At 45.8% G+C, this 25,538-nt stretch carries 23 protein-coding genes and 2 pseudogenes; 5 read left to right on the top strand and 20 right to left on the bottom strand.

All coding sequences use genetic code 11. The annotated features are described in order from the left end of the window. A pseudogene (locus GMA8713_RS27490) lies at nt 1-161 on the top strand (IS630 family transposase); the annotation flags it as partial. 91 nt (nt 162-252) lie between these two features. On the opposite strand, the gene GMA8713_RS22040 reads toward GMA8713_RS27490, so the two are convergent. From GMA8713_RS22040 to GMA8713_RS21975, 14 genes are all read right to left on the bottom strand, one after another. Next, the gene (locus GMA8713_RS22040) at nt 253-888 is read right to left on the bottom strand and encodes an HrpE/YscL family type III secretion apparatus protein (RefSeq protein ID WP_062714307.1); all 636 of its coding nucleotides are present in this window, start codon (nt 886-888) and stop codon (nt 253-255) included. Next, nucleotides 867-1,532 (bottom strand): SctK family type III secretion system sorting platform protein VscK, encoded by a 666-nt coding sequence (gene vscK / locus GMA8713_RS22035; RefSeq protein ID WP_062714305.1) that lies wholly within the window; start codon nt 1,530-1,532, stop codon nt 867-869. The genes GMA8713_RS22040 and vscK overlap by 22 nt, the downstream gene beginning before the upstream one ends. Then, on the bottom strand, nt 1,525-2,256 hold the full coding sequence (sctJ, locus tag GMA8713_RS22030) for a type III secretion system inner membrane ring lipoprotein SctJ (RefSeq protein WP_062714311.1): 732 nt from the start codon (nt 2,254-2,256) through the stop codon (nt 1,525-1,527). Before sctJ ends, vscK begins: the two co-directional genes overlap by 8 nt. A gap of 32 nt (nt 2,257-2,288) precedes the next feature. Further along, nucleotides 2,289-2,633 (bottom strand): type III secretion system inner rod subunit SctI, encoded by a 345-nt coding sequence (gene sctI, locus GMA8713_RS22025; protein ID WP_062714303.1) that lies wholly within the window; start codon nt 2,631-2,633, stop codon nt 2,289-2,291. Between the two features lie 8 nt (nt 2,634-2,641). Further along, nucleotides 2,642-3,274 (bottom strand): YopR family T3SS polymerization control protein, encoded by a 633-nt coding sequence (locus tag GMA8713_RS22020; protein ID WP_062714301.1) that lies wholly within the window; start codon nt 3,272-3,274, stop codon nt 2,642-2,644. Then, the gene (locus tag GMA8713_RS22015) at nt 3,274-3,630 is read right to left on the bottom strand and encodes a YscG family type III secretion system chaperone (protein WP_062714299.1); all 357 of its coding nucleotides are present in this window, start codon (nt 3,628-3,630) and stop codon (nt 3,274-3,276) included. Before GMA8713_RS22015 ends, GMA8713_RS22020 begins: the two co-directional genes overlap by 1 nt. Before the next feature lie 3 nt (nt 3,631-3,633). Continuing rightward, nucleotides 3,634-3,882 carry a type III secretion system needle filament subunit SctF gene (gene sctF / locus GMA8713_RS22010; protein ID WP_062714297.1) on the bottom strand — a complete coding sequence of 83 codons (249 nt, stop codon included), beginning with the start codon at nt 3,880-3,882 and terminating at the stop codon, nt 3,634-3,636. Between the two features lie 26 nt (nt 3,883-3,908). Then, on the bottom strand, nt 3,909-4,103 hold the full coding sequence (locus GMA8713_RS22005) for an EscE/YscE/SsaE family type III secretion system needle protein co-chaperone (protein ID WP_062714295.1): 195 nt from the start codon (nt 4,101-4,103) through the stop codon (nt 3,909-3,911). Then, nucleotides 4,090-5,391: a type III secretion system inner membrane ring subunit SctD gene (gene sctD / locus GMA8713_RS22000; protein WP_062714293.1), complete on the bottom strand. Its 1,302-nt coding sequence runs from the start codon at nt 5,389-5,391 to the stop codon at nt 4,090-4,092. The genes GMA8713_RS22005 and sctD overlap by 14 nt, the downstream gene beginning before the upstream one ends. 5 nt (nt 5,392-5,396) lie before the next feature. Next, nucleotides 5,397-7,268 carry a type III secretion system outer membrane ring subunit SctC gene (gene sctC, locus GMA8713_RS21995; RefSeq protein WP_062714291.1) on the bottom strand — a complete coding sequence of 624 codons (1,872 nt, stop codon included), beginning with the start codon at nt 7,266-7,268 and terminating at the stop codon, nt 5,397-5,399. Further along, on the bottom strand, nt 7,268-7,696 hold the full coding sequence (locus tag GMA8713_RS21990) for a YscB family type III secretion system chaperone (protein ID WP_062714289.1): 429 nt from the start codon (nt 7,694-7,696) through the stop codon (nt 7,268-7,270). Before GMA8713_RS21990 ends, sctC begins: the two co-directional genes overlap by 1 nt. Before the next feature lie 12 nt (nt 7,697-7,708). Then, a complete protein-coding gene (locus GMA8713_RS21985; RefSeq protein WP_062714287.1) occupies nt 7,709-8,689 on the bottom strand; it encodes a T3SS regulon anti-activator ExsD domain-containing protein in 981 nt (326 codons plus the stop codon). A 143-nt stretch (nt 8,690-8,832) separates the two neighbouring features. Further along, on the bottom strand, nt 8,833-9,654 hold the full coding sequence (locus GMA8713_RS21980; RefSeq protein ID WP_232314522.1) for a helix-turn-helix transcriptional regulator: 822 nt from the start codon (nt 9,652-9,654) through the stop codon (nt 8,833-8,835). A gap of 425 nt (nt 9,655-10,079) precedes the next feature. Continuing rightward, nucleotides 10,080-10,487, bottom strand: coding sequence for a YscW family type III secretion system pilotin (locus GMA8713_RS21975; protein ID WP_062714285.1), 408 nt, complete (start codon nt 10,485-10,487; stop codon nt 10,080-10,082). Between the two features lie 362 nt (nt 10,488-10,849). On the opposite strand from GMA8713_RS21975, the gene GMA8713_RS21970 reads away from it, so the two are divergent. Both GMA8713_RS21970 and exsE2 read left to right on the top strand, forming a co-directional pair. Then, nucleotides 10,850-11,296 carry a CesT family type III secretion system chaperone gene (locus GMA8713_RS21970; RefSeq protein ID WP_062714283.1) on the top strand — a complete coding sequence of 149 codons (447 nt, stop codon included), beginning with the start codon at nt 10,850-10,852 and terminating at the stop codon, nt 11,294-11,296. A gap of 7 nt (nt 11,297-11,303) precedes the next feature. Next, nucleotides 11,304-11,627, top strand: coding sequence for a T3SS regulon translocated regulator ExsE2 (gene exsE2 / locus GMA8713_RS21965; protein WP_062714281.1), 324 nt, complete (start codon nt 11,304-11,306; stop codon nt 11,625-11,627). Nucleotides 11,628-12,112: 485 nt separating this feature from the next. Here the strand turns inward: exsE2 and GMA8713_RS21960 are convergent, their stop codons facing one another. The 3 genes from GMA8713_RS21960 to GMA8713_RS21950 form a co-directional block, all read right to left on the bottom strand. Next, entirely contained in the window at nt 12,113-15,430 is a 3,318-nt protein-coding gene (locus tag GMA8713_RS21960; RefSeq protein ID WP_062714279.1) for an ATP-binding protein, read from the bottom strand. A 4-nt stretch (nt 15,431-15,434) separates the two neighbouring features. Further along, nucleotides 15,435-16,643, bottom strand: a complete 1,209-nt coding sequence (locus GMA8713_RS21955) for an EAL and HDOD domain-containing protein (protein ID WP_062714278.1) — start codon at nt 16,641-16,643, stop codon at nt 15,435-15,437. Nucleotides 16,644-16,797: 154 nt separating this feature from the next. Then, a complete protein-coding gene (locus GMA8713_RS21950) occupies nt 16,798-17,682 on the bottom strand; it encodes a PhzF family phenazine biosynthesis protein (RefSeq protein ID WP_062714276.1) in 885 nt (294 codons plus the stop codon). Between the two features lie 301 nt (nt 17,683-17,983). Between GMA8713_RS21950 and GMA8713_RS21945 the strand changes: the two genes are divergently transcribed. Continuing rightward, complete coding sequence (locus GMA8713_RS21945) at nt 17,984-18,157, top strand: restriction endonuclease subunit S domain-containing protein (protein ID WP_062714274.1); 174 nt, start codon at nt 17,984-17,986, stop codon at nt 18,155-18,157. A gap of 69 nt (nt 18,158-18,226) precedes the next feature. On the opposite strand, the gene GMA8713_RS21940 is transcribed toward GMA8713_RS21945, so the two are convergent. The 3 genes and pseudogenes from GMA8713_RS21940 to GMA8713_RS21930 form a co-directional block, all read right to left on the bottom strand. After that, nucleotides 18,227-20,980, bottom strand: coding sequence for a M16 family metallopeptidase (locus GMA8713_RS21940; RefSeq protein ID WP_062714272.1), 2,754 nt, complete (start codon nt 20,978-20,980; stop codon nt 18,227-18,229). A 192-nt stretch (nt 20,981-21,172) separates the two neighbouring features. Further along, nucleotides 21,173-23,347: a catalase/peroxidase HPI gene (gene katG / locus GMA8713_RS21935; protein WP_062714270.1), complete on the bottom strand. Its 2,175-nt coding sequence runs from the start codon at nt 23,345-23,347 to the stop codon at nt 21,173-21,175. A gap of 266 nt (nt 23,348-23,613) precedes the next feature. Further along, nucleotides 23,614-24,792, bottom strand: a pseudogene (locus GMA8713_RS21930) (carbohydrate-binding protein); the annotation flags it as partial. A 112-nt stretch (nt 24,793-24,904) separates the two neighbouring features. On the opposite strand from GMA8713_RS21930, the gene GMA8713_RS21925 reads away from it, so the two are divergent. Further along, a partial coding sequence (locus GMA8713_RS21925) for an IS630 family transposase (protein ID WP_157515677.1) occupies nt 24,905-25,538 on the top strand: 634 nt, incomplete at its 3' end.

The following is a 25,538-nucleotide window of genomic DNA, read 5'->3' as shown; positions in this document are numbered from 1 at the left end:
CTTGGGTCAACGTCATAGAACGATTGTGGAATGCTCTCCATGAGACAATTACTCGGAATCACAGGTGTAAACATATGTGGCAATTGCTCAGGAAGGTGAAGCACTTTATGGATAACGTATCGCCGTACCCGGGAGGTTGCCACGGCACGGCGAAAATGTAGCACTATTCGGATCAGTTATTTAGAAATAGCCAGCCACTGAAAATAAAAAAGCCCAGCATGGCTGGACTTCCGGAGAGCAAAAATAAACGCGTTAAGGCTGTATCTGCTGGCGTTCGCTCAATTGCTTGGTGATAGCTTGCTTGAGCGCCTGTAACTGCCCGTCGATACTCGCATCAATAATACCGACCTCAGTCTCCAGTATGCAGCCGCCGTTTTTGAGTCTCGCATCGGCAATGACATCAACGTAACCCACTTCAGGGAAATCACTGAGTATGAAGGAAACCTTCTCCCGCACTTCAGTAACCTGCTCTGGGTGTACATGCAGAATCACTTGCTTCTGATTACTGACAAGTTGAAGCGCCTCTCTCACCACACTTGCGGTGGTATCCACATCATCAAAGCTGTTGATGATCTTTCTGACGGCATCGAGCACAACGCCTGTCATTTTTTGCTCGACCTGCAGGTAGTATTCGTTGCATCGAGCAAGCGTTGCCAGCATGGTTTCTGCATTCTCGGTCTTCGCTTCATCGATGCCGTCCTGATAACCTCGCTGCCTCTCTAACTCATAGGCTTCGTCCGCTTTCGCAATGATGCTCTCTGCTTTGGAATGCGCTGCCTCAACCAAATGCTGCGAATCTAAGTAACTCACATAGTCTTTTGCTTTGAGCACTTTTAAGCCCGGCGCCAATTGCAAGTTATCAGTTTTTATTTCAACAAATGAAACCATTGAGGAATTACCTGCTTTGCGATTTTCTTGATAAGTCGATATGCGAGGTCGTGATTCGCGTCATCCAACCAATCTGCACTATGATCCGTCAGCGTGAGTTGACGATCGACCTTGAACTGCCATCGTTGAACTAGCTCTGGTGGTGACTTCGCCAGTAAGAACGTGACCCATAAATAGCCCAGCTCTCGGGCTGCCTTTTCAAAGCTTTTTTCATCGAGGCTGGTTGGCAGTGGCTTTTGCCAACCGCTGGGCCAGTTGGAGATCATCATCGGTCCTTGTTGGATTAAAAAGCGCGTTTCATCCACCCCAAAGACCTGATTAAGACACTGTTTAGGTTGCTTTAGCACCACTTGGCGCATCGCTTGGCAATGCATGATTCCGCCAATCATCAACAGCAGTCGGTTTGTTACCTCTACAGGCAGTAAAACCAGACTGTTGTATGAATGGTTAAAGGCATGATCCGCAATTGGCGACAACGCCCAGTCTTCAATACACCACTGATTGATGGCCGCCTGCTCTCTCCAGCCTTGGAGTTTTAATAACCAAGGCTGTTTTTCCGTTACCCAACTTTCGTCGATATAACTGCAAGGGCAATAATTAAACTGATGCTGAATTTGGGAAACCGGCGTTTCGGAATTAACCACGTTTCACGTTCCTGCGGCACCAAGCAAACGTTGCTGCATTAGAGCCAATGATCAGCAGTACCAAGAAAACGAGGATAGCAATCAAATGGCCAGCAGTGTCTTTGGTCACTTGAATCGAAAGAATGCTTTCGAATTGATTGCCTTGAGACGTCACACGAACTTCCGAAGATGGCACCATCACTACGCTAATACGATCGTAGTTCAGCCCTTCGATGCTGTTGTTTACTAACAGCTTGATTTGAGGGACATAAGAATCCAACGCGATATCCGCTGCATGTTTGATAAACACAGATGCCGATGCCGGCGTCGGACGCTTACCAGGACGAAGATTTTGGTCTTCGAGTACCACGTGAACACGAGCAACCAACACACCATCAATTTGTGACAGTGTGGACGACAACTCTTGCGATTTCGCGTAAATAAGTCTCGCTCGCTCAGCAAGCGGAGACGAAATCAGATCGTCTTTCGGGAAGACTTCTTTTAGTGTCGAGAACTGCTCTCTTGGGTAACCTTTGCGCTTAAGCGCATCAACCGCAAACGCAATTTGTGCGTTATCCACCATCAACTTGACAGTGTTGTCTTTATCCGGTTCTTTGGTGGCGGCGACACCTGCAGAGAGTAAGATCGACAGCATTTCGTTGCCTTCTTTCTGGCTCACACCTGTGTAAAGTTCGGTCTGACAACCCACCAAAAATAGAACCAGTAACATGCTTACGGCACGCATTGCTTTTATTGTGACTACTGCTTTTGTCATGGCTATTGTGCTTTCAATAGTGTTTCTACGTTTTGCGTCGTTTTGCCTACCGTCTTGGCGATCAGCTCTTCTTGAAAGGTAATTCGAGTCAACGCCCATTGCATTTGCAAAAGCTGGGTAGGATCGTCACCGACCATTTTCATGCTGTCGGTTAAACTGCTTTTTGCGTTATCGATGGTATTTTTCAGTTCGCTAATGTTTTCTAACAAACCACCTTCTAAACCATTGTTTCCTTCCGGAGCCAACATCGCTTGCTCGAAACGTTCGCTAAGCCCACCCTGAGCTTGGGCATCTTGCACTTGCTCGAGGCTCGTATGCATGACTTCGGTGTACTGAGTATTGATCATATGCGTTCCTATGAAAGGTCGAGTTTATGACTGGAAGTCAATATGTTCTTGAGCATTGCGTTCCTTTGTATGACAAAGCTCAACTCTTCTCGAACCATGTCTAACAATGGTTCTTGATCAGGGATGTCTTTCAACTCAGCCCAACTGTGCCAAAGTGCCTGTTCCTTTTCTGCTCCAAGTGAGTAATGCTCCGCGAGCATCACTTTGAGTTCCTGACGGTCTTTAGGCGGCTCAGCAATTAAACGCCCTGAAAAGGTGGTTAATAACTCTTGCTCTAACAATACCAATAATGTGGGTGACCCTTTATCAGTGCCCTTAACACTTTTTTCTTGGTTGAAGGCATACCACAGTGCTTCTTTTTGCTTGATAGGAGAGGTGAATGCTCCGTCAAGTGAGCGGCTAAGGGCTGTTGAGCTGAAGTTTCCGGAACTCTTGAGCACTTCATACCACTCTTTGATTACCGTCACTTTAGCCTCTGATTGAGAGACGATATCAGTGCTTTTTTGTACTGGCGATGTGCTCTTGTCTGATGCACTTTCAAGCATCAAACGGCTCATCTTGTTTGCCTCATGCGGTTCGGCTCTGGGTGGCTGTGAAACCTGACCAAGGGGGTAATTGATGGCGTTGTTTTCAACCTTCATTAAAGGTTCCTGATATCCTTAGAGAAACTCATTGCAAAGGCTTGATTTTCTGCACTACCTTTTGAAGCCATCTCCAGCCAAGATTCAGCGCGGCTCGTTAGCCCAGCTTTACCTGCCGCTAACGCCGCTAAACTAACTAAATCAGGGTAATCAGTACATAGCGGCTCAAGAAAACGATGAGCATCCTCATAGCGGCCCCGATTCATCAAACTCATAGAGCGAATCATTGCCACAGCTTCTTTGGTATCCTCTTGGGATTCGATGCAAGACGCAATGATCTCAGCTTCTTCGTGGCGATGCATACCCGTTGCCATTAGGGCCGTTTCGGCCAACAGCAAACGCATGTCTTTTTCCATAACTTACACCTTCTGCAGAATCGACTGCATCACGTCTTTAATTGCACGAGTTGTAGTTGCGTTGATATTGAACACCACAGACCATTTGTTGATAGAGTGCTGTAGATCAGCAAGTTTTGAAGGGTCATCGGCGTTTTCTTCGAGGTTTTTTATTGCTTGATTTACCTCTTCGTTCGCTTTTTTAGCCTGAGCCTCTAGCTTTGCTTTAACATCATCAAGGTAAACACTGTTACTCGCATCGTAAAATGACATAAATTTCGCCTGTTTCGTTTATTACTTTAAACCGCTTGGATCACATTTAAGGCCGCTTGATATGCCTCATGCTGTTTGAGTAGCACCTGGTACTGTTGGGGAGAACAGCCATGATCGAGCTTGCGCTTTACTGCGGATTGCGCTTGCTCGAACTTGAGGAGGATTGCCTCTTTCTGTTCATGACCTGATTCGCTTTGTAGTCGTTGTTCAAGATTTGTCATTGGTATTTCCACCTTCATACTCTAGGTTGATCGTAATCACTCGTCCGCCTTTCACGAGCTCTATCCCTTCTGGGGTTACGCTAGAGATACGGTAGCCTTGAGGGGTACGAGCCCCAACCATGTAGCGAATATTATCCGTAAGGATCACATAAGGGACTTGGCCGAAGTTCACGCTGCGAAACGGAAAATCGATGTTGGTTCCCTTGCTTACTTTAGGGATGGACTTCAAAACCAAATAAGGTTTCTCACCATACTGCTCACGGAAATCCCTTGTAACGCCATAGAAGCGAGTAGTCTCAATATCGTCCAACTCACCGCGTACTTCGATACGATCGCCACTTGTCACCAGCTGAACTTTCTTTAATAACTCAGCTTTTTCAAGCAAGGCTTTGAGCGTATCCATATAGGCTCCCGCTCTTTGCAGTTCAACCTTCCAAGCGACCAGTCCCGGGACATCCCGTTCTAATATCTGCTCAACTTGGCTCCAACGGCTCGCATCATCGATGTACCCCGTTAAGAGCAGCGTTCCGGTCTCTTCACCATTCTCAACTTTGACTTGGTGATAGCCGAGGTTACGCAAGATAAAGCTCACACCGCGACGAATCTCTTCCATGGTTCGCAGGTCACTTTTGTAGTTGACCCCTAGCGCATCTATTCTTCCCAGCAGTTGCAGTTTTGCGGTTCTGTCTTCGACATAGCCTTCTAGTGCTGCTTGTCTTGCCGTGGCATTCCATTCAACCCTCACATCATCGAGTTTCAGCTCGCTCAGAATATTGCGCACCAAAACGATAGGCTCCGCTTCCGTGATGGCATCGCTCTCGCTGGCTTGGGTTTGGCTATACCAAACACCGGCAAAGATTACGCTTGGGATCAGGCTACACATCAAGCCGATCAAGACCGTTCTCTTCCAACCTGATGAAGGTTTATGGCTGACCGCTGCCGCTTGTTTATCTGCGGCCTCCGTCGCGATATCGATGACCAAGTCGTCTTCAAGGTGCCCAACCGCAAACGTTAAGCGGCCAACCGAAACCAAGGCGTTTCGCGGTAATTCCAACCCACTGGCGTCAACCGTAACGCTCTCATTATTGATCGAGACCTCTTCACAATCACGTAGTAATACGGTTTCGCCATCACATACCAATACAAGGTGTCTCGCCTTGATGTCCGAATCGGTCAACACAAGATCGGCGGTAAAATCATCGCTACCCAACACCAATGAATCATTGGGTAAGGTCACCTCTACTCCGGCATGAACACCAGAGAGAATACGAATTTTCCATTGCTGCATTGAGGTTACTGCTCCTCTAATGGTCGAACGCAATGATTCTCTGAGCCATCACACTCTTTGATTTGCAATCGCCATCCTTTTTGCCCTGAAGGCAGCTCGCATTTCGATAAAAGCGAAGACTTCCCCTGTGACAATAGGTCTTGCTGGTGACGCTCCGCTTGTATTTGAGATGTACAGCTGTAGAGCGCAAGTACAGATTTCAGAACTGCACTGTTGTTTGAAATATTGTTCAAGGTGCCGAGCTTCGACCGTAAGTCATATTCGTTACCGATAAGCACGTTGTCGCCAATTCCATCGACAACAATTCTCGGCTCAATGATGAACATACGCACCGTTCTTCTTGTGGTATCGGTCGTACTTCTAAACAAGGCACCAAGGTATGGGATGTCCCCTAACAACGGCACTTTACGCAGTTGATGACTGATCTCATCACGGTATACGCCCCCGATGAGTAGGCTCTGCCCTTGCTTCACGGTCGCCAACGTGCTGATCTCTGTTTTGCGGATAGATGGAACATCATCAACACCGCCATCTGGAATTTGCGCACCATCTTCAAGATGCAAACTCAGGTTGATTTCAGGCCTTTCAACAAATCGGTCTCCGACGATGCGTGGGACGATTCGAAGTAAGGTGCCGTAGGTCACTTCTTCAAGCGCTGCTGTTTCCCTACCGATCAACTTAACGTAGAACGTGCTGCTGTTGTTTAGGACCGCCTCAACGTTTTCTTGAGTTAGCAAAGTCGGTCGAGACACGACTTGAGCGCTACCTTGAGATTCCAACAAACGAATTTGAGCCAACAAATAGTTTAAGTTGGTCGCATCAAGCAGTGAGTTAAAGGTCTGCCCGCTACCTAGCGTCACATCACCGCTACCAACGTCGCCCGTGGTTTTGATGTCTAAAATACTGTTGTTACCGACCTCAATACCCGCTCGCCAATCCACACCCAGTTGGCTCAAATCGTTCGCGCTGATATCGACAATCGAGAGTGCTACTTCGATTCGTGACTGTGGCTGATCCAACTGAGCGACTAACTTGCGGTACAAAGGCAGGCGTGCTTGCGTATCACGCACTATGATGGCGTTTAACCCAGGCTCTGCCTCTACCGACGCTCCGCCGTGCACAGAAACATTCTTCGTCGCGGTTGCGGCTGTATTAATGTCCGTCTCTCCACTCTCTTTGGTTGCTTTGATCTGAGTTTGAACACCCGACAATACTCGGCTCAATACCGATGCAATACCTGGCACAGTCACCGCTTGATCGCGATAAGTGATTTCTCTGTCCGTCGCCGAGGCATATTTCAAAGGAATAATTTCAACAAAAAGCTCATCAGTGGAGTTAGACTTTTGAACTAATCTGCTTTCCAGCGCTTCGGCAGTTTGCACAACCAGATCAACGTATCTAGGCGGACCCGCTAAGTAAACCAGCCCTTTGTTGTCTGCTGCACGCCAACCGTATCGAGAGTCCCAAATACCTGTCGATATCAGAGTACTGCGCAGTTCACGGGCGGTCAGAAGTTCAAGCTGTAGCAATCGTGATCGGGTTTCCGTCGCTTTGTAAACATGCAACACCGCGCCATCGAAATACCACATCAGGTTGTAGACCTGCGCTAAGTAATCAAGAAACTTGGCTGGGTCTTCTGGCGTAAACCGACCACTGACTCGATCATTGATCTTGTCACTGACCGACACCGAAACGCGATAGTTAGCGCCAAAGTTATTCAATAGATCTTTTAAAGAATCGTTGTCCGCATAGTAACGAAACGGTTGATCAGGCCAATTCAACTCTGATGCGTATAAGGGCAATACCGCCAATAAACTCAAAGCACATACAACAGACCAAAAAAGTCGGCGTAGTTGTTTTTTCAATACCACAAGCATTATGGAATCCAAATACTGTGGTTGACGGTATGATTAACGCGTTGATGCTCTAGCACACCACTAAACTTCTCCACCGAATTTACATGCTGGGAGAGTTGGGCGCACAATGCTTCTGTGGTTGCGCTTTCCATGTTCATCTTTCCTTGCACAATCAACTGCTCGTTATCATTCACCGTCAGTATGCTGCTCGTGTCGCGCACTGTCTTCAAAGAGAGCTGCATACAATGCTTGAGTGCCTGCTCTTTTTGGTAATCGAGGCACTGTTCAAACTGAAATGGGAGCACGGTTTCCCACAAGACCCATGATGAATGCTGCCGAATATTAAGCAGCATCTGGTCGACTTCAATATCATAAGAACCATTATTTGAGGCAATAAAATCCCCAACCCCAAGCGTTGCCGCGAGGGACTTCATCACTTGATCTAACATATTTAGCTCTATTTAAATCTGACTGAGATGATTACAAGCTTGACCGCACTGGTTACTCTGAATATCAAAATAGTAGTGATCCACATTGCTAACGGTTTGCATGTCTTGAAACCACTGCCAAATCTTCGCAACCGCATTTAAGTCGCTGTAAACATGGTCACAAGCGTCCCATACGTCGTTGAGCTCAGGCGCTTGTACTCGAGCTTCGCCACACCAGACTTTCCATTCAGAGATAAACTTATCTGATGTTTCACCGTAGTGAGATAGGCCTTTGAGCTTATCAAGCATTTGCTTCCACTCTTCCACCATCATTCGGTGGGATTCAACCGCCTGATTTTGTTGTCCATTGAGAACATCAAGCTGCTCATACAGTTCACTCTGCTGGCTGTGAATCAGTGCCAACTGCTGCTCTGCGAAAATCGCACTGTGCTCTTCTGTCGACAGTCTCAACCAGTAGTCTTTTTGAATACTCAGCTGATTGATCAACTGCTCAAGCTTGATGTTGTCATGCAGCACCGTCTGATCTGTCTTTCGGTTAACCCATTCATTTAGGGTGAAATACATCGAAAGGATCAGCGTTTTAGGGAACGCCAAATTGAAGCGAAACCCTAATCGGCTGTTAATGTAATCCAACCTTTGCTCAAAAGACCTCAACATATGATTGTCACTCAGTTGCCCACCCACCTCGAGAAAGAGGCGCATAGCAAATCGGTCTAAAGAGGTGCCGAAACTTTGATAGGTTTTCACCACTTGGCTTGCACATAAGCAATCAACGACATTGCGGTCAAGCAAACGTTGCAGCAAAGACAATTGTTCTGAATTCAGAACGTCTTCACTAAGAAGTTGTCGGTGATTGACATTAACAACATTGGGCACTTGCGATGATTGTGTTAAACCTTCGTATCTTGCGCCTCTCTGCAATACAGTGACCTTCCTTTGCGTCACAATGTTGTTAGGAAAAAGCGAACGGCGTCGCCAATGCAGCTTTTTCATTGGTGTTGTTCTCCGCATCTACTTCGAACAATCCAGAAGGAAGTAGAGGTAATAGTTTTGTTCGTTGTTACGCTGAGCATAATAGAGTTTACGCCAGTTGATGCCTTTCAAAATTAGTCAGAAAATTTTAGTCGTCAGACATTTCACTTAGCAATTGTGACTTGTTCATCCCCAGAACGTACACGACTTGGTGTCGTTCCAAAACGGCGTCGGTAGCTTTGCGTAAAGTAAGATTGGCTAGAAAAGCCCGCTTCCATTGCGACGTCGACAATGCTCATTTTGCTGGTAAGCAATAACTTATGGGCATGCAGCAAACGGCGCTCACTGATCCACGCTCTAGGAGAGACGCCATAGTGCTCATTAAAGAGCTCTTTAAACGTCGTCAGGCTCGCACCAAACTCTTGAGCGTAGTCGGTAAGCTTCCACTCTTTCAGGTAATGGAGTTCCATAAAGCGACGCAGTCGGTCTGAGGTTTTGTTGGTTAGCTGTGATAATAACGCATACAGGTTCTCACCTTGCTCACCGTGGAGCAATAAGATGAGCATTTCCTCGTATTTTAAGCGCATGATAGTGTCAGGATAAGACTGCTCTTCTAGCGTCTTCATCCCTGATAAGGTCTGCTCTATCAACAAATTGAAAGTAAACGGGAACAATCCAGACTGAACGTTCTCAACTTTTGGTAGCGACATCAGTAAATCACTGTACTTTTGCAAAAATTGACTGACAAGTTCATTGTCGAATTCGATGACTGACGCCGTATATTGACCATCTACTGGCGTGTATTCTAGTAAGTAATCCCCTTGAGAGAGATACACCCCACAACCAGCGACGACATCTAACGTGCAATCCCCCGTCTGAACTCGCAATTGTCCATTGTGAACAACAACAATGTGAGACTGGCGAGAATGAAAAACTTCATCGTATTTTTCATAGTAACAAGTACTATGGATTTTTCGCGATAGCACGACCACACTCCCGAATAAATTATCAATAGCGCAAAAACTACCGGCGGTAGTAAAGAAATAATCTTGAAAAACATCTCGACAAGTTAATAATATTTCACTTAATTTCAACTTATAACTAGTGATAATCAAGCAACCAAAGCCATTATTATATAGGAACAAATGAAAGTACTAACGTTTAAGCCTACTCTCACTTTTATTGACATTTCCACAAAAAATGGAGGTTTATTTTAAACCATTCTATCTAGACGACTTCATTGAAATATGGATATAAACATAAAAATTGCAGTGATTGCAACTAACATTAATATAAAAAAGCACTGAATCGATGACTTAAACCATTTAATAACCAGGGTTTAATCACTGGGTTATTTTCATCATTTAACTTGAATTTTATTAAAAAAGAAAAAATGAAAACGATTACTTTTCTAGTTATTACCGTTAGTTTCTAGCTTTAAGTCCTTATGTACTCTGCCTTGCGTAAAAATATAACTTTCTTCTTTGCTGGCTCTGACTTCCCCTTGAGAACGTAACACCGCGCGAATCTTCATTTCACCCTTACCTGCTTGTATCGGCGCAATAACAAAAGAGTATTGCACAGGCAGATGAACCCCTTGATATGTCTGCTTTGCCACAGTAATACACCGCTCTCCGGTTACTTGACACACATCAATATCAACCGATGTACTCAAGGGCGCAATGTAATCATCGAAAGCCACCCACCCATACAGCAAAGATTGGGAGGAACTCGCAAACCCGCCATCTAAGGAATTGGTGTGAGTGCAAGCACTCAAAAGAAATATACTTAGTAATAAAACCGAAGAATTAGGCTTCACTTTATGCTCTATCTAGTTTTCTTTTTATTGAAAATAAGTATTCTCAATTCTTCTACAAAAATACATATAAGATCAACACATATTTTATACACTTCTTAAAGAATAAAGCATCAAATCTCAAAAGTAAGAATAATATTACAATAACTTCCCCCCTCCCAATGTAAAGTTTGATATTGGCACCAGGTATACAACTGGTCATTATATATACAGTGGTTATATGGGTTGGTCATAAGAAACGTAGCTAATATCTTTAATTCACTGCTATAGAAAACGGTAATATAAAAAAAACCAACCAATTTTGATAAACATCAGAATACACTTACCATAACTTCATCCTTATAGTTCTAAAAAGGATGACTTCTATGTCTGCGCGCCAAATCGTAGATGAGGTTTTGCTTAAATTTTCTCATCAAATAGGGTTACCTAATTTACAGTTGATTGAAGACGAATTGGGCTTAGCTTTTGATGACAACTTAAGAGTGCATGTGATTTTTCACCCAACGGCGGGGATGCTTCAACTAGAAGCTGAGATCGTCGATCTACAGATTGTAGACTCTGACCTTTACCGCTCTTTTACCGCATTCAACTACCATTGGTCTGAGCATCAACTGTTTTTTAGCTTAGATAACCACAGGCACAAACTTTGTTTAAATAGACTGCTTCACGCAGAGTCACTCGACTACCAACTGTTTGAAGAAGCACTGGCTGAGCTGCTCACACAGAGCGAATCTTGGGAAGACTTATTGTCAGCTCACATCGACATGGAAACTTTGCCACCTCAACTGCAGTGCTCGGATTTAAGGGTTTAGGTAATCTATGTCCAATGGCAATGGTATCCAACCAACACAAAGGCACTTATCTATCGATTGGATCGAGAGCAATAACCAGACTGAGTCTGTAAAGAAGGGGAACTTTCTAGGCAGAAAGGTGGTGCAGATAAATCCAAACGAACGAGAGCAAAGCCGCACTAACTCAAAACTGGAGCTAGGCGAGACGCTTTCTATTCTAGCCAGTACTGAGCTCGCCACCTCGATTTTGAGATTTGAAAAAGACTCGAATGCTACACAAAGCCTGTTGAATAGAAAGGTTCAAGTGATCGCGACCAGTAGGCCAATGAGCCAAACCTCCTTCGTAAAATAGCCCTCACACCACAGGGCTATATTTTCTCTCACTGCGCACCTCACCATATTCCTTAAAACTTCCGAATTTCAAACTATTCTTAGACTGTTATGGTCACGCTGCCTATTCATAATCCCGAAATGACTGATCGGAATGCTCCGAAATAAGTATCGGGTATAGGGGTTCTTCACTACAACCGGCAAGGTAAAGGGATAGCAACGCCACTGATATTGTTTAATTCATGGCCGCACTCCATGGTTTGCGTCGCTCAAAAAATCGCCGGTAGCATTTATGACAAGACCAGCAAGTCATGCATTTGGGAGATTTACCCAAACAACCTAAAGATGCTTGTATTCAGGGGCCTAACTGCCTTCAATTTGAGGCGAGGAATAGTCGTTCTATTTCCGTGGGATTTAACGAAGAAGTCTGCACATTGAGATGGCTAAAAGCAGTTAAGAACCCTGTGTGATGAACCCTCAACTGCCTGAGCATGAATTAAGTCGTTATTAAGTCCCTGTCAGACTCTCAACTTCGCGTTTTATCTCCGCTGTTTTAACGTTAAGTTGGTCGTATTTTTCCTTGATGATATCGAGCCCCTCCCCGTTATCTTTTTCGATAGAAAGGCACAAATCCGCCAGATCTTTTGCGCCAATCATGTAAGCAGCCCCTTTCATTCTATGTGCAATTTTTCTAATTCCAGAAAGATTCGAAGACGTCACTGCATTCTGCAACGCCTCCATATCTGCCTGTTGGGTAGAGAGATACTTAGTAAGAATGTGAAGCAGTATCTCTTCACTGTCTCCTACTTGGTCTTTGAGTTGGTCCAAATCAAATGTGGAGCAGTCTTCCAAACCAATCGCTGATGAATTTGAGGGTTCTCTCTGTGCTTTTGTTAATGGCTTAGTAACGTCGTTGTTAGGCACCCAACCTTTTGCGCTCGATATTGCTTTATCTCCTGATAAATAAAGCATCATCAAGTTAACCAATGCTTCTTTAGTGAAGGGCTTTGCCAAATGGGCATTCATTCCTGCGTCAAGACAACGCTCTGCGTCACCGGAAAGTGCGTTAGCTGTGACAGCGATAATTGGAACATTCCCATCGAAATCTCGGATATGACGGGTGGCTTCAAAGCCATCCATTTCAGGCATTTGGCAGTCCATCAAAATGAGATCGAATGGATCAGCGCGGTGTTTTTCCAATGCTTCAAGACCATTGTCGGCCAAGGTTGACTGACATCCTAGACTGTTCAGCACCAATACCATCAGGTCTTGGTTTACTAGGTGATCTTCCGCTATCAGTACATTTAGCCCATCGAAACGTACCCCATCCAATTCGACTTCAGTCACTTCGACATCAATGGGCGAATCCTCAGACAACGCGTTTATCAGAGCGTCTGGATTAATAGGATTAATTAAACACGGTATGCCAAATTCATCAACCACACCACTGTGGCTAATCAATATGGAATGGCCCGCATGATGAATCGCCGAACGTATCTCACTGATCATATTGTCGTCAATAAACAAAAGTGTCGATTCAGATATCACTCTGCTTGAGACTTCGTCTCCCGACCACTGCTCAACCTCGATACCCACATTAGAAAGATAAGCTTTCAAGACCGAGTAAAGTTGACCATCCTTAGTAACGACCATCGCTGACATTTTTTCTATCTCCGGCTTCAATGTCAGCTTCGCTAGTAAGGGATCTGTTTTTCCCTCTACCATTATTAGAGGCACATCAACGGTAAACGTCGTGCCTACCTCTTCTTTACTCACAACCTTAATCGTGCCGCCCATTAGCTCAGCCAATTTGCGGCAAACAGGCAGCCCAAGACCTGTTCCTTGATAAGAACGGGAGTAGGAATTATCAACTTGGGTGAAGTTTTCAAATATCGTTTGAAGCTTTTCCTCTGGGATACCGATACCGGAGTCTTTCACTTCAAGTCTGACATGCTCTCGTCCGTTGACATTAACCAAACTCAACTGAACCATCACCGAACCATGTTTGGTGAACTTCAGTGCATTCCCAACTAAATTCAGGATAATTTGTGTATAGCGCACTGGATCCAGCATTAACCAATGTGGCAGCTCTGGTTCAATCAAACAGTGCAGTCGAAGGCTCTTCTCCACCGCTTTTGCGTGGAAAACCACCAGCGAATCATGGACCAAATCAGGCAGTTCACATTCCTGTTCTAATAAACGCATTTTGCCTGCTTCAATTTTGGTCAAATCGAGAACGTCATTAATGATATTGAGCAGGGCATTGGATGAATGAACCAATGTATCGACAAAGTAGGTTTGTTGTTGGCTGAGGTCTGTTTCTTTCAGCAGGGTAGACATCCCAACAATCCCATTCATCGGCGTGCGAATCTCGTGACTCATCATAGCGAGGAAGTTAGTTTTCGCTTCATTGGCCCGTTCTGCGTCTTCTTTCGCTCGGACCATTTCTTCTGAAATGAGATCATTAAGCTTTTTCTGGCGAACGAAGTTGACCATAGCACTCAAACTCGATAGCACAGGCTCAAGCCAAGACACCAGATCTTCGTCGTAGTTGGTCGATTCATCAAACAGGCATACCACACCCACCAACTGGTTTGATAGAAAAAGGGGCATGCTAAGCGAGTTAATGATGAGCTTGCCGTTATTTGCAGACAGCCCTGCAAGTTGCAGGCTTCTGTCACCCTTTTGGGTATCAATCACTCTCATGACCACATTGCGGACAAAATCTTCTGACACATAGCCATTGGCAATCAAACGTGTTTGGGCGAGAACACGATAATTGTTTTGCGCTTCATAATCGAGCTCAACTATGATCCCGTGATTACTTTCTCCAATCTTCAGAAGGATTTTCAGCACTTCACGGAAGCTATTATGAAAATCGTCACTTATCAGGAACTTATCTTGTAACGTCTTAACCGCGGAGAACAGTTCTGCACCTTTAGACACTTTGATTTTGTCTAGATGCTGTTCGGTAATATCGCGGATAATCGCAACCTGGAGGGGTTTCTCGTTAACCTCAATCTTGTTAGAACGTACCTGAACAATCTGTCTATCGTTACTTCTTATCAACTCATAATTCAGACTTTTGGTATTGAAGCCATATAGTGCTTGAGAAAAATAAGCACGGGAATCAGGTACTACCTTGGCAATGATTCTTGAAAGCGTGACTTTTTCCAACGGTACATCGTCAAGCTCAAACATCCGTCTCGCCGCTTCATTCAATGTCGAAATCTCGTGGTCTTCACCGAGCACCAGAAGACCGTCTTTGTAGCTGTGAATGATAGTATTGAGGTAGTTCTTACTGGACTCTATCTCTTTAATAGCCCGAGCATATTTCCAGATCAAAAACATGATCATCAAGTCGAGCAAAAAAACCTGCGCGATACCAGAGACAATCTCTGACGTCAGCGTGCTTTCAATCGGCCTTGGATCTTCATAGATGATGAGATCACCAACTTTGGTTTCTTCGTCTAGCTCATCATAAATCAAAGGAATGCTACGAAGACGAAACTCATTGTTGAATTCTCCGCTTTTGGGCCTAGTAATATGACGGAAGTTGTCATCTTTAGAAATGACTTCAATTCGGTAAACAAAGCGGGAAAGCGACTCACTCTCCAAATCCTTGGTCACCGAATCAAAGTCGTAGTTCCACATCTGGGCGGGAAGCCGGTAAGACAGACGCGCAATGATAGATTGAAGTTCAAAATCCATTTCGCCATATAGACGATCGTGTGTTTTGTAGTAGTTAAACACGCCAAACACACTGAGGATCAGTGTGCCGCTGACAACTAGAATTACTGCAAGTTTCGTCCGCATCATCAGCATAGCGTCATACCTGCATGCTGGAAGTTATGTCCGCGGTACTACTGCGAGCCTGTTCGTATTCTTTCAACACCGCTTTATCATTAAGCTTTAGCTGATTACACCAATGTACCAAGCCATTCCAGTTTGCGTGTTCAATATCATGGCATAGTGACAGAAACTGTCCGTAAACCCCTTCTTTAGAAATTAAAGCACGCTTAACGTCACTGGAAAGATCGAGTTCGCCCACAATGTCTTCCATTGGCTTGCTCAACATGACGTCCAGCATGGAGAACGCACCGACAATAAAGGCTTCATCTTTATCAAAGTCGCGGATGGTAGTATCCAGCATCGATAAGAATGTCGCGCGAGTTAATGAAGCACTTTGCAATTGGTGGGCATGTTGGTGATTAAGGTTGGTCATGATCAGCAATGACACCAGACGACGCAGCGCTTGCACGCCAAGATAAACCACTGCCTGACGGGGATTCGAAATTTTGTTAGTTTTAGTCTTTGCCAGTATGTTTGCACTGGCAACCACTTTGTAGAGCAAAGATACATCTTTGGAGATGATTTTGGTCAGTGTGTCGATGTCGTCTGGATTACGGTTGATGATGATGCACACATCCAGCAAGGACATGACCGAAGGTGCAATATCTTCGGAGCGCTTAATCTGAGGTTTTTCGAAGAAATAGCCTTGAAACAGGGCAAAGCCACAGTTTTGAGCCGCAGCCAATTCTTCCTGCTTTTCGACTTTTCTTGCAAGAAACACTTGTTGGGAGTATTGAGAAACCACACCTTCCCACTCTGAAGGCTTTGAACGTTCCATACTAATACTGAAAATATCCACCAGCTCAAGATGATTTCGCCATTCATTGGTCATGGCTTTTCCATCCATCAGGACGCGGTAACCTTCTGTGCGATAAGTCCGCAACTTACTTACAATCTCCTGAGTTGGCAGACATTCGTCGGTGACAGCAATGATCAGATGTTGAGGTGGCATTGAAAGCGGAATTTCGTCCATTAAGGACGACTCGCCAAAACTGACGATGTACCGAGTGTTATCGGGTTTACCACCACACGCGAGGAAGTTGGCACTAAGAATTCGTGACGTAGCGGTATCTTCATCAATTGATGGGAACTTGTTCTCCAATCCTTCGCGAAACAGCAGCTCGCTTCCCCAATGTTGGAGGTCATTATCGAAAATCGGCTGACAAGAGAAAAATACTTCGGCCACGCGGGGTCAATCCTACAATTAAGAATCCTCTATAAAAATTAGACCAAAAACCGCATTTTTCCTTCTTTTTCCGCTAAATAAGTCACACACCGAGGAGACTGGAATGTTGATAGACGGATGAAAAAAAGGAAGCCTTTCAGCTTCCTTTTACTGGTTAAACCGCTTCTTCCTCTAAGCGGTAGGGAATTCGTATGGGTTTATCACTTGAACCGCCAACAAACACCGCGCTTATCTTGTCGTTTACTGACTCGACACTTGCCCAAAGTAAGGAGCGCTTGTTCAACACCTCACCCTGTTCAAACAGGTAACGGTATTTTCCACCCTGGTAAATGTGAAGATAGGAGGCTAAAGCACCAGCGGCACTGCCTGTCGCTGATTCCTCATCAATACCTAATGCCGGAGCAAAGTTTCTGCATCGAGCAGATATGTCTGATTCTGTCGGCGTCAGGGCAAACGCATGAATCGCGCCGGTATTGGTTTTGCGGTTAAACGCTGAAATCGCTTTCTGGTCAGGTTTAATAGTGAGCAGTTTTGCCTCATCATCGACAGGTACGATAATATCCCACAACCCAGTAGAAACCGCCTTAATTGGCATTCCCGTCGCGAGTATGTCTTCTGCCGCAAGTCCAAGTAGCGGCGCAATATCTTCCTCGCTGAAGTTTTCACCAAACTCGGGCAAGACCTGCTCCATATTGATTCGGCCATCTTCTGCTACTGTTACACCAAGCACCCCAGCACCGGTTTCCTGTTTGTACTCGCCTGCTTCAATTTTTCCTGTTTTAAAAAGCGTTGAGAAAGTGCCTACGGTTGCGTGACCACAGAAATCAACCTCTTCGGCAGGCGTAAAGAAGCGAACACGGTAGTCCGCCTTTTTTGAAGGAGAAAGAAATGCGGTTTCAGAGTAGCCAAGCTCAGCCGCGATGGATTGCATCTGTGCGACGGTCAGCCCGTCACCGTTTATCACAACCCCAGCAGGGTTGCCGCCTTGGTTGTCAGCCACAAAAGCGTTTGTTACATAGACTTCAAGAATATCTGACATAGTTACACTTCCTTATTTCTTATTATTGTCAGTTGGCTTTCCATCGAAAGATGTCGAGTCAAATCAGCCTGAACACGCCAAAATGTTCAGCACCTACCCTCTATCCCACTCTTTCTGTTGAAGAAGTTAATGCGAAAGGGAATCAATTTACTTGGGTATCTTTGTTACAGTGTTACAAAATGCTGTAAAACACAAGAAATTGATTAATATTAAGGGAAGCAACAATAGGCGCGCTGCGGCCTTGATAGCTTCCTCACTTTTTCATTAAAATACGATTAAACGCAATTTGGGTGGTAACAAGATGATCGACTTAGAAAACCTGATGAAAGATGCGCCAGAAAGCGAACCTGATATTCCATTGCCTTCGATGGAAGAGCAAAAGCGAATCGTTGCTGAACTAAAAGCGCTGGAAGAAAAAGGCGAGCTGACGCCAGAGATTTTGGAAAAGTACTTTGGCGCTAAAAAAGCCCAATAATTTCCTTCAGTTCAGAATGTCTCAGCAAGAACACTTAAAACGCGCCTTGTTAGGCGCGTTTTTTCGTGGCTAGTCAGCGTTAATCGGCCTTAAGATACTTTCAAAAAAGGCTGCATCATCAAACAGTACTGAAGCCATCTCTGACAAGGTTTTGTTATCAATTCTCTCTATCACCTGCTCCGGGAAAATCAACCCTTCCAGGTCATAACCCCACAAGTCATAGCGGGCGATACTCCCCACCAGAAATTGAGGGTCTGTCTGGGATTCATACCAATCTTTAATCAGTTGGCGAGCCGCATTGTTACGCTCTGTTTTCGTCACTGGCTTGGTCAACGCTTTCCTGATTTTCGGCCATAGTGACTCAAGTTCTTTCTCCTTATCCGGAGAAACCAGCGCTGTCATCGTGGTGGTAACCACTGACTCTCCATCCCATGTCCAAGAAGAGAAAAACGGGTCATACGACAGCGAATACTCTTCCCTTACAATTTGGTTATAGCGTGTCTGCAATACGCGGTTGAGCAAATCTTCTGCAAATACCGAATCCACTGTGCGAGGCGTTGAACTACGAATGAAGACCTGCTCTACGTAAGTCCGGTCTTCAGGAGATAGATGTTTAACTACCCTTCCACCTTTCTGGTTGTAGATCAGTGATTTCACTTCCGTTTTCTCTCGGGTCGTTTTCAGGTTACCCAAAAGCGCTGTCACTACGCCCTGAACAGCCAATAATGGTTCATCTGAAACAACGTAAACACTGAAATACCCCATATCACCAAACAGCTTGTTAAAAAGCGATGTCACGTCTTCAAATGTAACCGACTCATAGTCTTCAATCGTCAGCGGTGATTCGTAGGAAGGTGGAGGGTAAATCAAATTAAGTGAAGCACGGTCGAAGACTTCATAAGGGGATGTCTGGGCAATATTTATTCGCTCAATCAGCCGCACCTTTTCCCGCTCAAATGCCACTTCACTTGGCGTGGTGTTTTCAACGAGATAGCGCAACGCGTTAAGACCATCCAACAAGTATTCTGTCGGAACATACATTGAAACACTATGGCTATTTCCGTACACCTGAGGTTCAATATTCACTCCCAGCGATTCTAAATAGTGGGAATAATCGTTTGATGACACCTCACCCACTGATCCATTGCGATAAGTTTCGAACAGCAGATCTAGCGCAGCTCTTTCCTTGGTAGACATGGCTGCCACACCACCTTTAGCCTGGAGTACGACCTGCGTTTCGTAGTCGCTATCGTCCATTTTGTAATAGAGTGCTGGCATGCCATTCGGTAATTTCCAGCGAAAGATGTTCTCAGCCATTTCAATCGCATCTTCCGTCACAGTCACAAACGGCTCAGGCTGTGGAATTTGTACTTCCGCATACGAAACCTTCACTATTTCGCCTTGATTTACAACAGTATTCATATAGCTATCACGCTGTTTTTCAGCATTGGCGATAGACTCCCCCTTGCCGTATACGATTGTCAGAGACTGGTTGGAAGGTTTGAGGAGGCGAGTCAGTTCGCGGTTAAGATCGTCGAGTTCGATATCCTCAAGGAATTTGTTGAAGTTATCGTTTTGTTCTGAACGACTCTGTGGCAAACGGTTGTAGTAGAAGTCGTTATATACGTTCTCAGCGACTTCTATCGGAAGTTGGTCTTCGTGAAAGAAATTTCTGGATTCATATTGCTCTACAAGAGACAGAAACTCATCTAAGGTCACTCCGTGATCACGAAGTGATGCGATGTTCCGGGCAACTGAGTCCAGCACATAGGGGCGATCGATATCGTTGAACTCAACGCTCAGTTCATACACCTTCCACCCTGGCAGAAAGCCGAAGTTGAAATACAGTCCGTTGTGGGCAAGATTTTCCCTTTCAAACTGTTCCTCCAAGCGAAGTTGAACAGCGTCAAGAACCATCCAACGCAACCAAAGATCCCTCTGCTCAGCCAGTGTCTGTGGGTATTTGTCCTCACCATCTTTGAAGCTGACCACCAAGGCGGGTGATTCACCTTGGGAAGCGTATAGCGTTAGTGGGTATTGTGTATCTCTATCCACGGGAAGAATACTGTAAGGCTCTGGCAATGTGCTTTCTGTACCAAGTGAAGAAAACTCCTCTTCAATTTCTACCTTCACATTTTCAACATCAAACCCACCAATCACCACTAACTGAATACGATTTGCCTGATACCACTTGTCATAAAATGCTTTCAGGCTTTCCGCTGTCACTCGATTAAGTGTCGATTCGGTACCTATCGGATCCCTGTCGATATATAAGCTGTCATCAATCAGATCATCATAGAGTTTTAATGGCCATGGAGTATCTTCGCGATTATCGCGTCGCCACTCCGCAAATATTACCCCAACTTCACCTGCCACTTCGTTACGGTCAAGCGTCATGCCATCCGAAATATCACGAAACCAGTCCAATGCGTCAGGTAGACGTTTGTGATCCGGCAATGAGAGTTGGTATACAGTTCGCCCATACTCGGTCACTGCGTTAATATCAGGGCCAAACTCCACACCCACCTGTGCAAACTCTTCAAACACTGAGTTGTTGGGATAACGTCTGGTGCCATTGAATGCCATATGCTCGATAAAATGCGCATAGCCGCGCTCATTATCTTCCTCATCTAAACTCCCCACATTCACTATCAGGCGAAGTTCAATCTGTTCCCCCTCGATCGGATAGAGGTGGTAACGCATACCATTGGGAAGGGTTGCAGATACCCAGTTTGGATCGGGCGTCAGAGTTGGTGATTTAGGAAATGAAGCACAGCCGGAGATCAGTAAGACAAACAGAGCGACTGCGTAACGAACGAGCATAGGTGCACCAGACAAAGTGATTAAAAATGAAAGCGATGCTTTCAATCAAGCACAATATAGGTGTATCAGTAAAGGCAAGTATCCTGAAACCCTCTGACGATTCTCAGTTTCAATCACTTAGTAACAAGTTCACTGGGACGCACAGGTATCAATAATAAAAAGCCGCTGTCTGGGCAGCGGCTTTGTTTCTGATTATGAAGACAAATCAAAACGATCAAGATTCATTACTTTTGACCAAGCTGCAACAAAATCACTGACGAATTTCTTCTCCGCATCTTGCGTGGCATAAACTTCTGACAGAGCACGGAGTTGAGAATTAGATCCAAACACCAAGTCTACGCGGGTCCCAGTCCATCTAAGTGCACCTGATTGGCGGTCTCGGCCTTCAAATACATCATCACCATTCAGCGGTTTCCATTCCACACTCATATCAAGCAGGTTTTTGAAGAAATCATTGCTCAGTGCTTCAGGGCGTTCAGTGAATACACCGTGGCAATCTCCACCTGCATTGGTATTCATCACACGAAGGCCCCCTACCAGTACTGTCATTTCTGGCGCTGTCAGCGTCAGTAACTGCGCGCGATCAACCAACAGCTCTTCTGCAGAAACCGCATATTTGGTTTTCTGGAAGTTGCGGAAACCATCCGCCTGCGGTTCGAGCACGGCGAATGATTCTAGATCCGTTTGCGCTTGGGATGCATCGGTGCGGCCAGCGGTGAATGGTACAGATACAGTATGACCTGCATTCTGCGCAGCTTTTTCAACACCCACACTACCCGCCAGCACAATCAAGTCTGCCAACGATACTCGTTTGCTACCTGTCTGAGCGCCGTTGAAATCAAGCTGAATACCCTCCAGTTTTGCAATCACGTTTGCAAGTTTCTGAGGTTGGTTAACCTGCCAATCTTTCTGCGGTGCCAGAGCAACTCGGGCACCATTTGCACCACCGCGTTTGTCTGAGCCACGGAAGGTCGACGCCGAAGCCCATGCCGTTGTGACCAGATCAGACACTGAAATCCCTAATTCGCCGATTTTGCCTTTCAGTTGCGCGACATCAGCGTCATCGATCAAATCGTAATCACGTGAAGGAACAGGGTCTTGCCAAATCAGCTCTTCTATTGGTACTTCTGAGCCAAGATAACGGGCTCGTGGCCCCAAATCACGGTGAGTGAGTTTGAACCATGCCCGGGCAAAAGCATCTGCAAACGCTTCCGGATTATTCATAAACCGGCGCGAAATTACTTCATAGGCCGGGTCAAAACGCAGCGAAAGATCAGTCGTCAGCATAGTAGGTAGACGTTTTACACCATGATCAAACGGGTCAGGAATCACACCATCCGCGTCTTTGGCAATCCATTGGTGCGCACCTGCTGGACTTTTCTCCAGCTCCCATTCAAAGCCGAACAGGTTCTCGAAGAAATAATTACTCCATTGGGTTGGCGTTTGTGTCCAGGTTACCTCCAAGCCACTTGTGATAGCGTCTCCGGCCTTACCTGAACCGTAGCTGCTAATCCAGCCAAAACCCTGTGCCTCAAGCGGTGCCATTTCCGGATCTGCCCCCACCAGCGCAGCATCACCTGCACCGTGGGTTTTACCAAACGTATGACCACCAGCTATCAATGCGACTGTTTCTTCATCGTCCATTGCCATCCGAGCGAATGTTTCACGGATATCTTGGGCTGCAGCAAGAGGATCTGGGTTGCCATTTGGGCCTTCTGGGTTGACGTAAATCAAACCCATTTGTACGGCAGCCAGTGGGTTTTCCAAGTCACGTTCGCCGGAATAGCGTTTATCGTCCAGCCAGGTGTTTTCCGGCCCCCAATAAATATCTTCTTCAGGAGCCCAGATATCTTCTCGGCCTCCTGCAAATCCAAAGGTTTTGAAGCCCATAGACTCAAGCGCCACATTACCGGTAAGGATTAATAAGTCCGCCCATGAAATGCTTTGCCCATATTTTTGTTTGATTGGCCAAAGTAGACGACGGGCTTTATCGAGGTTGCCGTTATCCGGCCAGCTATTCACAGGCGCGAAGCGTTGGTTACCTGTGCCAGCACCACCACGACCATCGGCAGTACGATATGTTCCCGCACTGTGCCAAGCCATACGCACGAACAAAGGACCGTAGTGACCAAAGTCTGCGGGCCACCATTCTTGAGAGTCAGTCATCAGGGCATGTAGATCTTGCTTTAACGCTTCGAGGTCAAGCTTGCTGAAGGCTTCGCGATAGCTGAAATCTGGACCCAGTGGATTTGATTCAGACGAGTGTTGATGAAGAATATCGAGGCGCAGTTGGTTAGGCCACCAGTCTCGGTTTGTAGTACCGCCGCCAGCGGCATTGTGAAAAGGGCATGGGTTTGTGTTAGGCATGATTGCTCTCCGTTTGCTGTTCCATGTGCTTAGTAGTTTTAGGTATAAGAGTAATATAATACGGAAACCAATGAGTTGTCTTCGCACCAGCGACACATAAAAACCATCTCACCTCCAAAGGTTTACTCATCCCCACTTTTCAATACGTTACACAACTTACGATATCTTGTTTTCGAAACGCTCAATCAAAATAGTAAGAATTTGATCAAAAAAGACCTCATTTTATGAGGCCTTAAACTTAAGATTCATTATTTTACTTACAAGGGCTATTTAAGTTCCCAAGGACCCCAAGTAGATCCTGGTACATCACCTTTCGTCCACCACTTCGCTTTATAGGTGTTACCCTCATAGGTAGCAACATCACCACCGTTGTAGACTTTGTCAGCGCTCCAGTCTTTTGCTGAACCATCATCAAACGCTTCCCATACTGCTGACGTTCCCGGCTCCTCGCCTTTGGTCCACCATTTAGCAGTATATTCAACGCCGTTGTGAGTCACTTTCTCGCCAGTATTGTAGACCTTGTTTCGATCCCAGTTGCTGTCTACTGGCGTATTACCTTCAACATTCACAACGACAGTTGCTTCAACAGTTTCTGCACCATCAGTCACAGTGACAACGACGTCAACCACGCTGTTTTCTGTTGAGTCTACTGTCGCCACAGATACTGTTGCGCTGTTACCTGTTTGAACCAGCTCTCCCGAAGACGCAGTAAACGTCAGAGAATCACCTTCGGCATCAGTTGCTGAAAGGTCAATCACCGCGGTTTCGCCTGCTTTTACAGAAACAGATGCTGGTGCAGTCAGTACTGGTGCAGTGTTAACCACATCACCTGAACCTTTCACATTCACCGTCACTGAACCGCTGTCAGATTTACGGCCGTCAGACACAACCACTGTCACGGTGTCAGTCAGATCAACACCGGTGTTTGGAGCCTTGTAGGTGACAGTCGCGGTGCCATCGCCGTTGTCCATGACATCTGCGCCATGAACAGTGAACGACAGCGCATCACCGTCTGCGTCAGTCGCTGACACGGTAAAGCTAATCACCGCTCCACTATCGGCGTTTTGAGCACCCGGCAAAACCAGCACCGGCGATTCGTTTGGAATCACGTTCTCACTGAACACTTGGTCAATCTGCTCTGCTAACGGCGAACGAAGATTGGAGCATTGCTTCAGCTTGGTGCCGTAATTCACGAAAGTGCCCTCACACTGAATGTCACCATGAACCTGCCAGACAATGATGCCGCCCAATTCGTTGTTGACGATGTACTCCGCTTTCTTACGAATTGAATCAGGATCGTCATAGCTCAAGAAATATTTTCCTTTCACTGCATACGGCACTTCCGCGTTTGCATCCCACTTGTGTGACCAGCCTGATTGCTTGGTCAGGTAGTTGTAGTTTGGTTGGCCTTCAAACGCTTTCCAGTTGGTCAGGTCTACTGCCGAAACACTAAATAGCTGTTCCTAATAGTAGATCTCAAAGATAAGAGAAACTCAGTCCGCTTTGTGCGATCTGATCAATCGCCAAACCGAAACATACCGACAAAAGGACTGAGTGATGGCCATCATAGCACCGATACCTCGTGGCGAACGTCGTAGGATGAAAAAAGCGATACAGACTACCAAGGACAAGGATTATGCCCGCAGACTTATTGCTCTCATGCAACTCCACGAAGGCAAAACGATTGTCGATGTCTGCCGTATTATCAGTGCAGCCCGCTCCTCAGTGGGTAGGTGGATTGACTGGTTTACTCAAGGTGGTATGGATGCCCTGCACGCTTTGCCTGTTGGCAGACCGCCAACGCTTCCCGTTAGCGAAATGTGTGCGATGCTGACTATTCTGGTTCAGTTTTCCCCGCAGGATTTCGGTTATCAGCGAAGCCGCTGGAGTACAGAGCTTTTAACGATGCAGCTCAATGATGTATTCCAAAGTACAGTGGCGGCTTCTACGGTCAGGCGTTGGTTACCGAAAATCGGGATCGTCTGGCGTAGGGCGGCACCTACCCTCAATATTCGAGACCCTGACAAGGAAGAAAAGCTCGCTCAGATAAGTGAGGCGCTGGAGAAATGCAGTGTTGACCATCCGGTGTTTTATGAAGACGAAGTTGATATCGACCTTAACCCCAAAATTGGGGCTGACTGGACGGTAAAAGGCCAGCAGAAAAAAGTGGTCACACCGGGACAGAACTGCA

Source organism: Grimontia marina (assembly GCF_900060185.1).
Taxonomy (GTDB): Bacteria; Pseudomonadota; Gammaproteobacteria; order Enterobacterales; family Vibrionaceae; genus Enterovibrio; species Enterovibrio marinus.
Note: the sequence above shows the minus strand (reverse complement) of the source record. Positions and strands in the feature narration are given on the sequence as shown.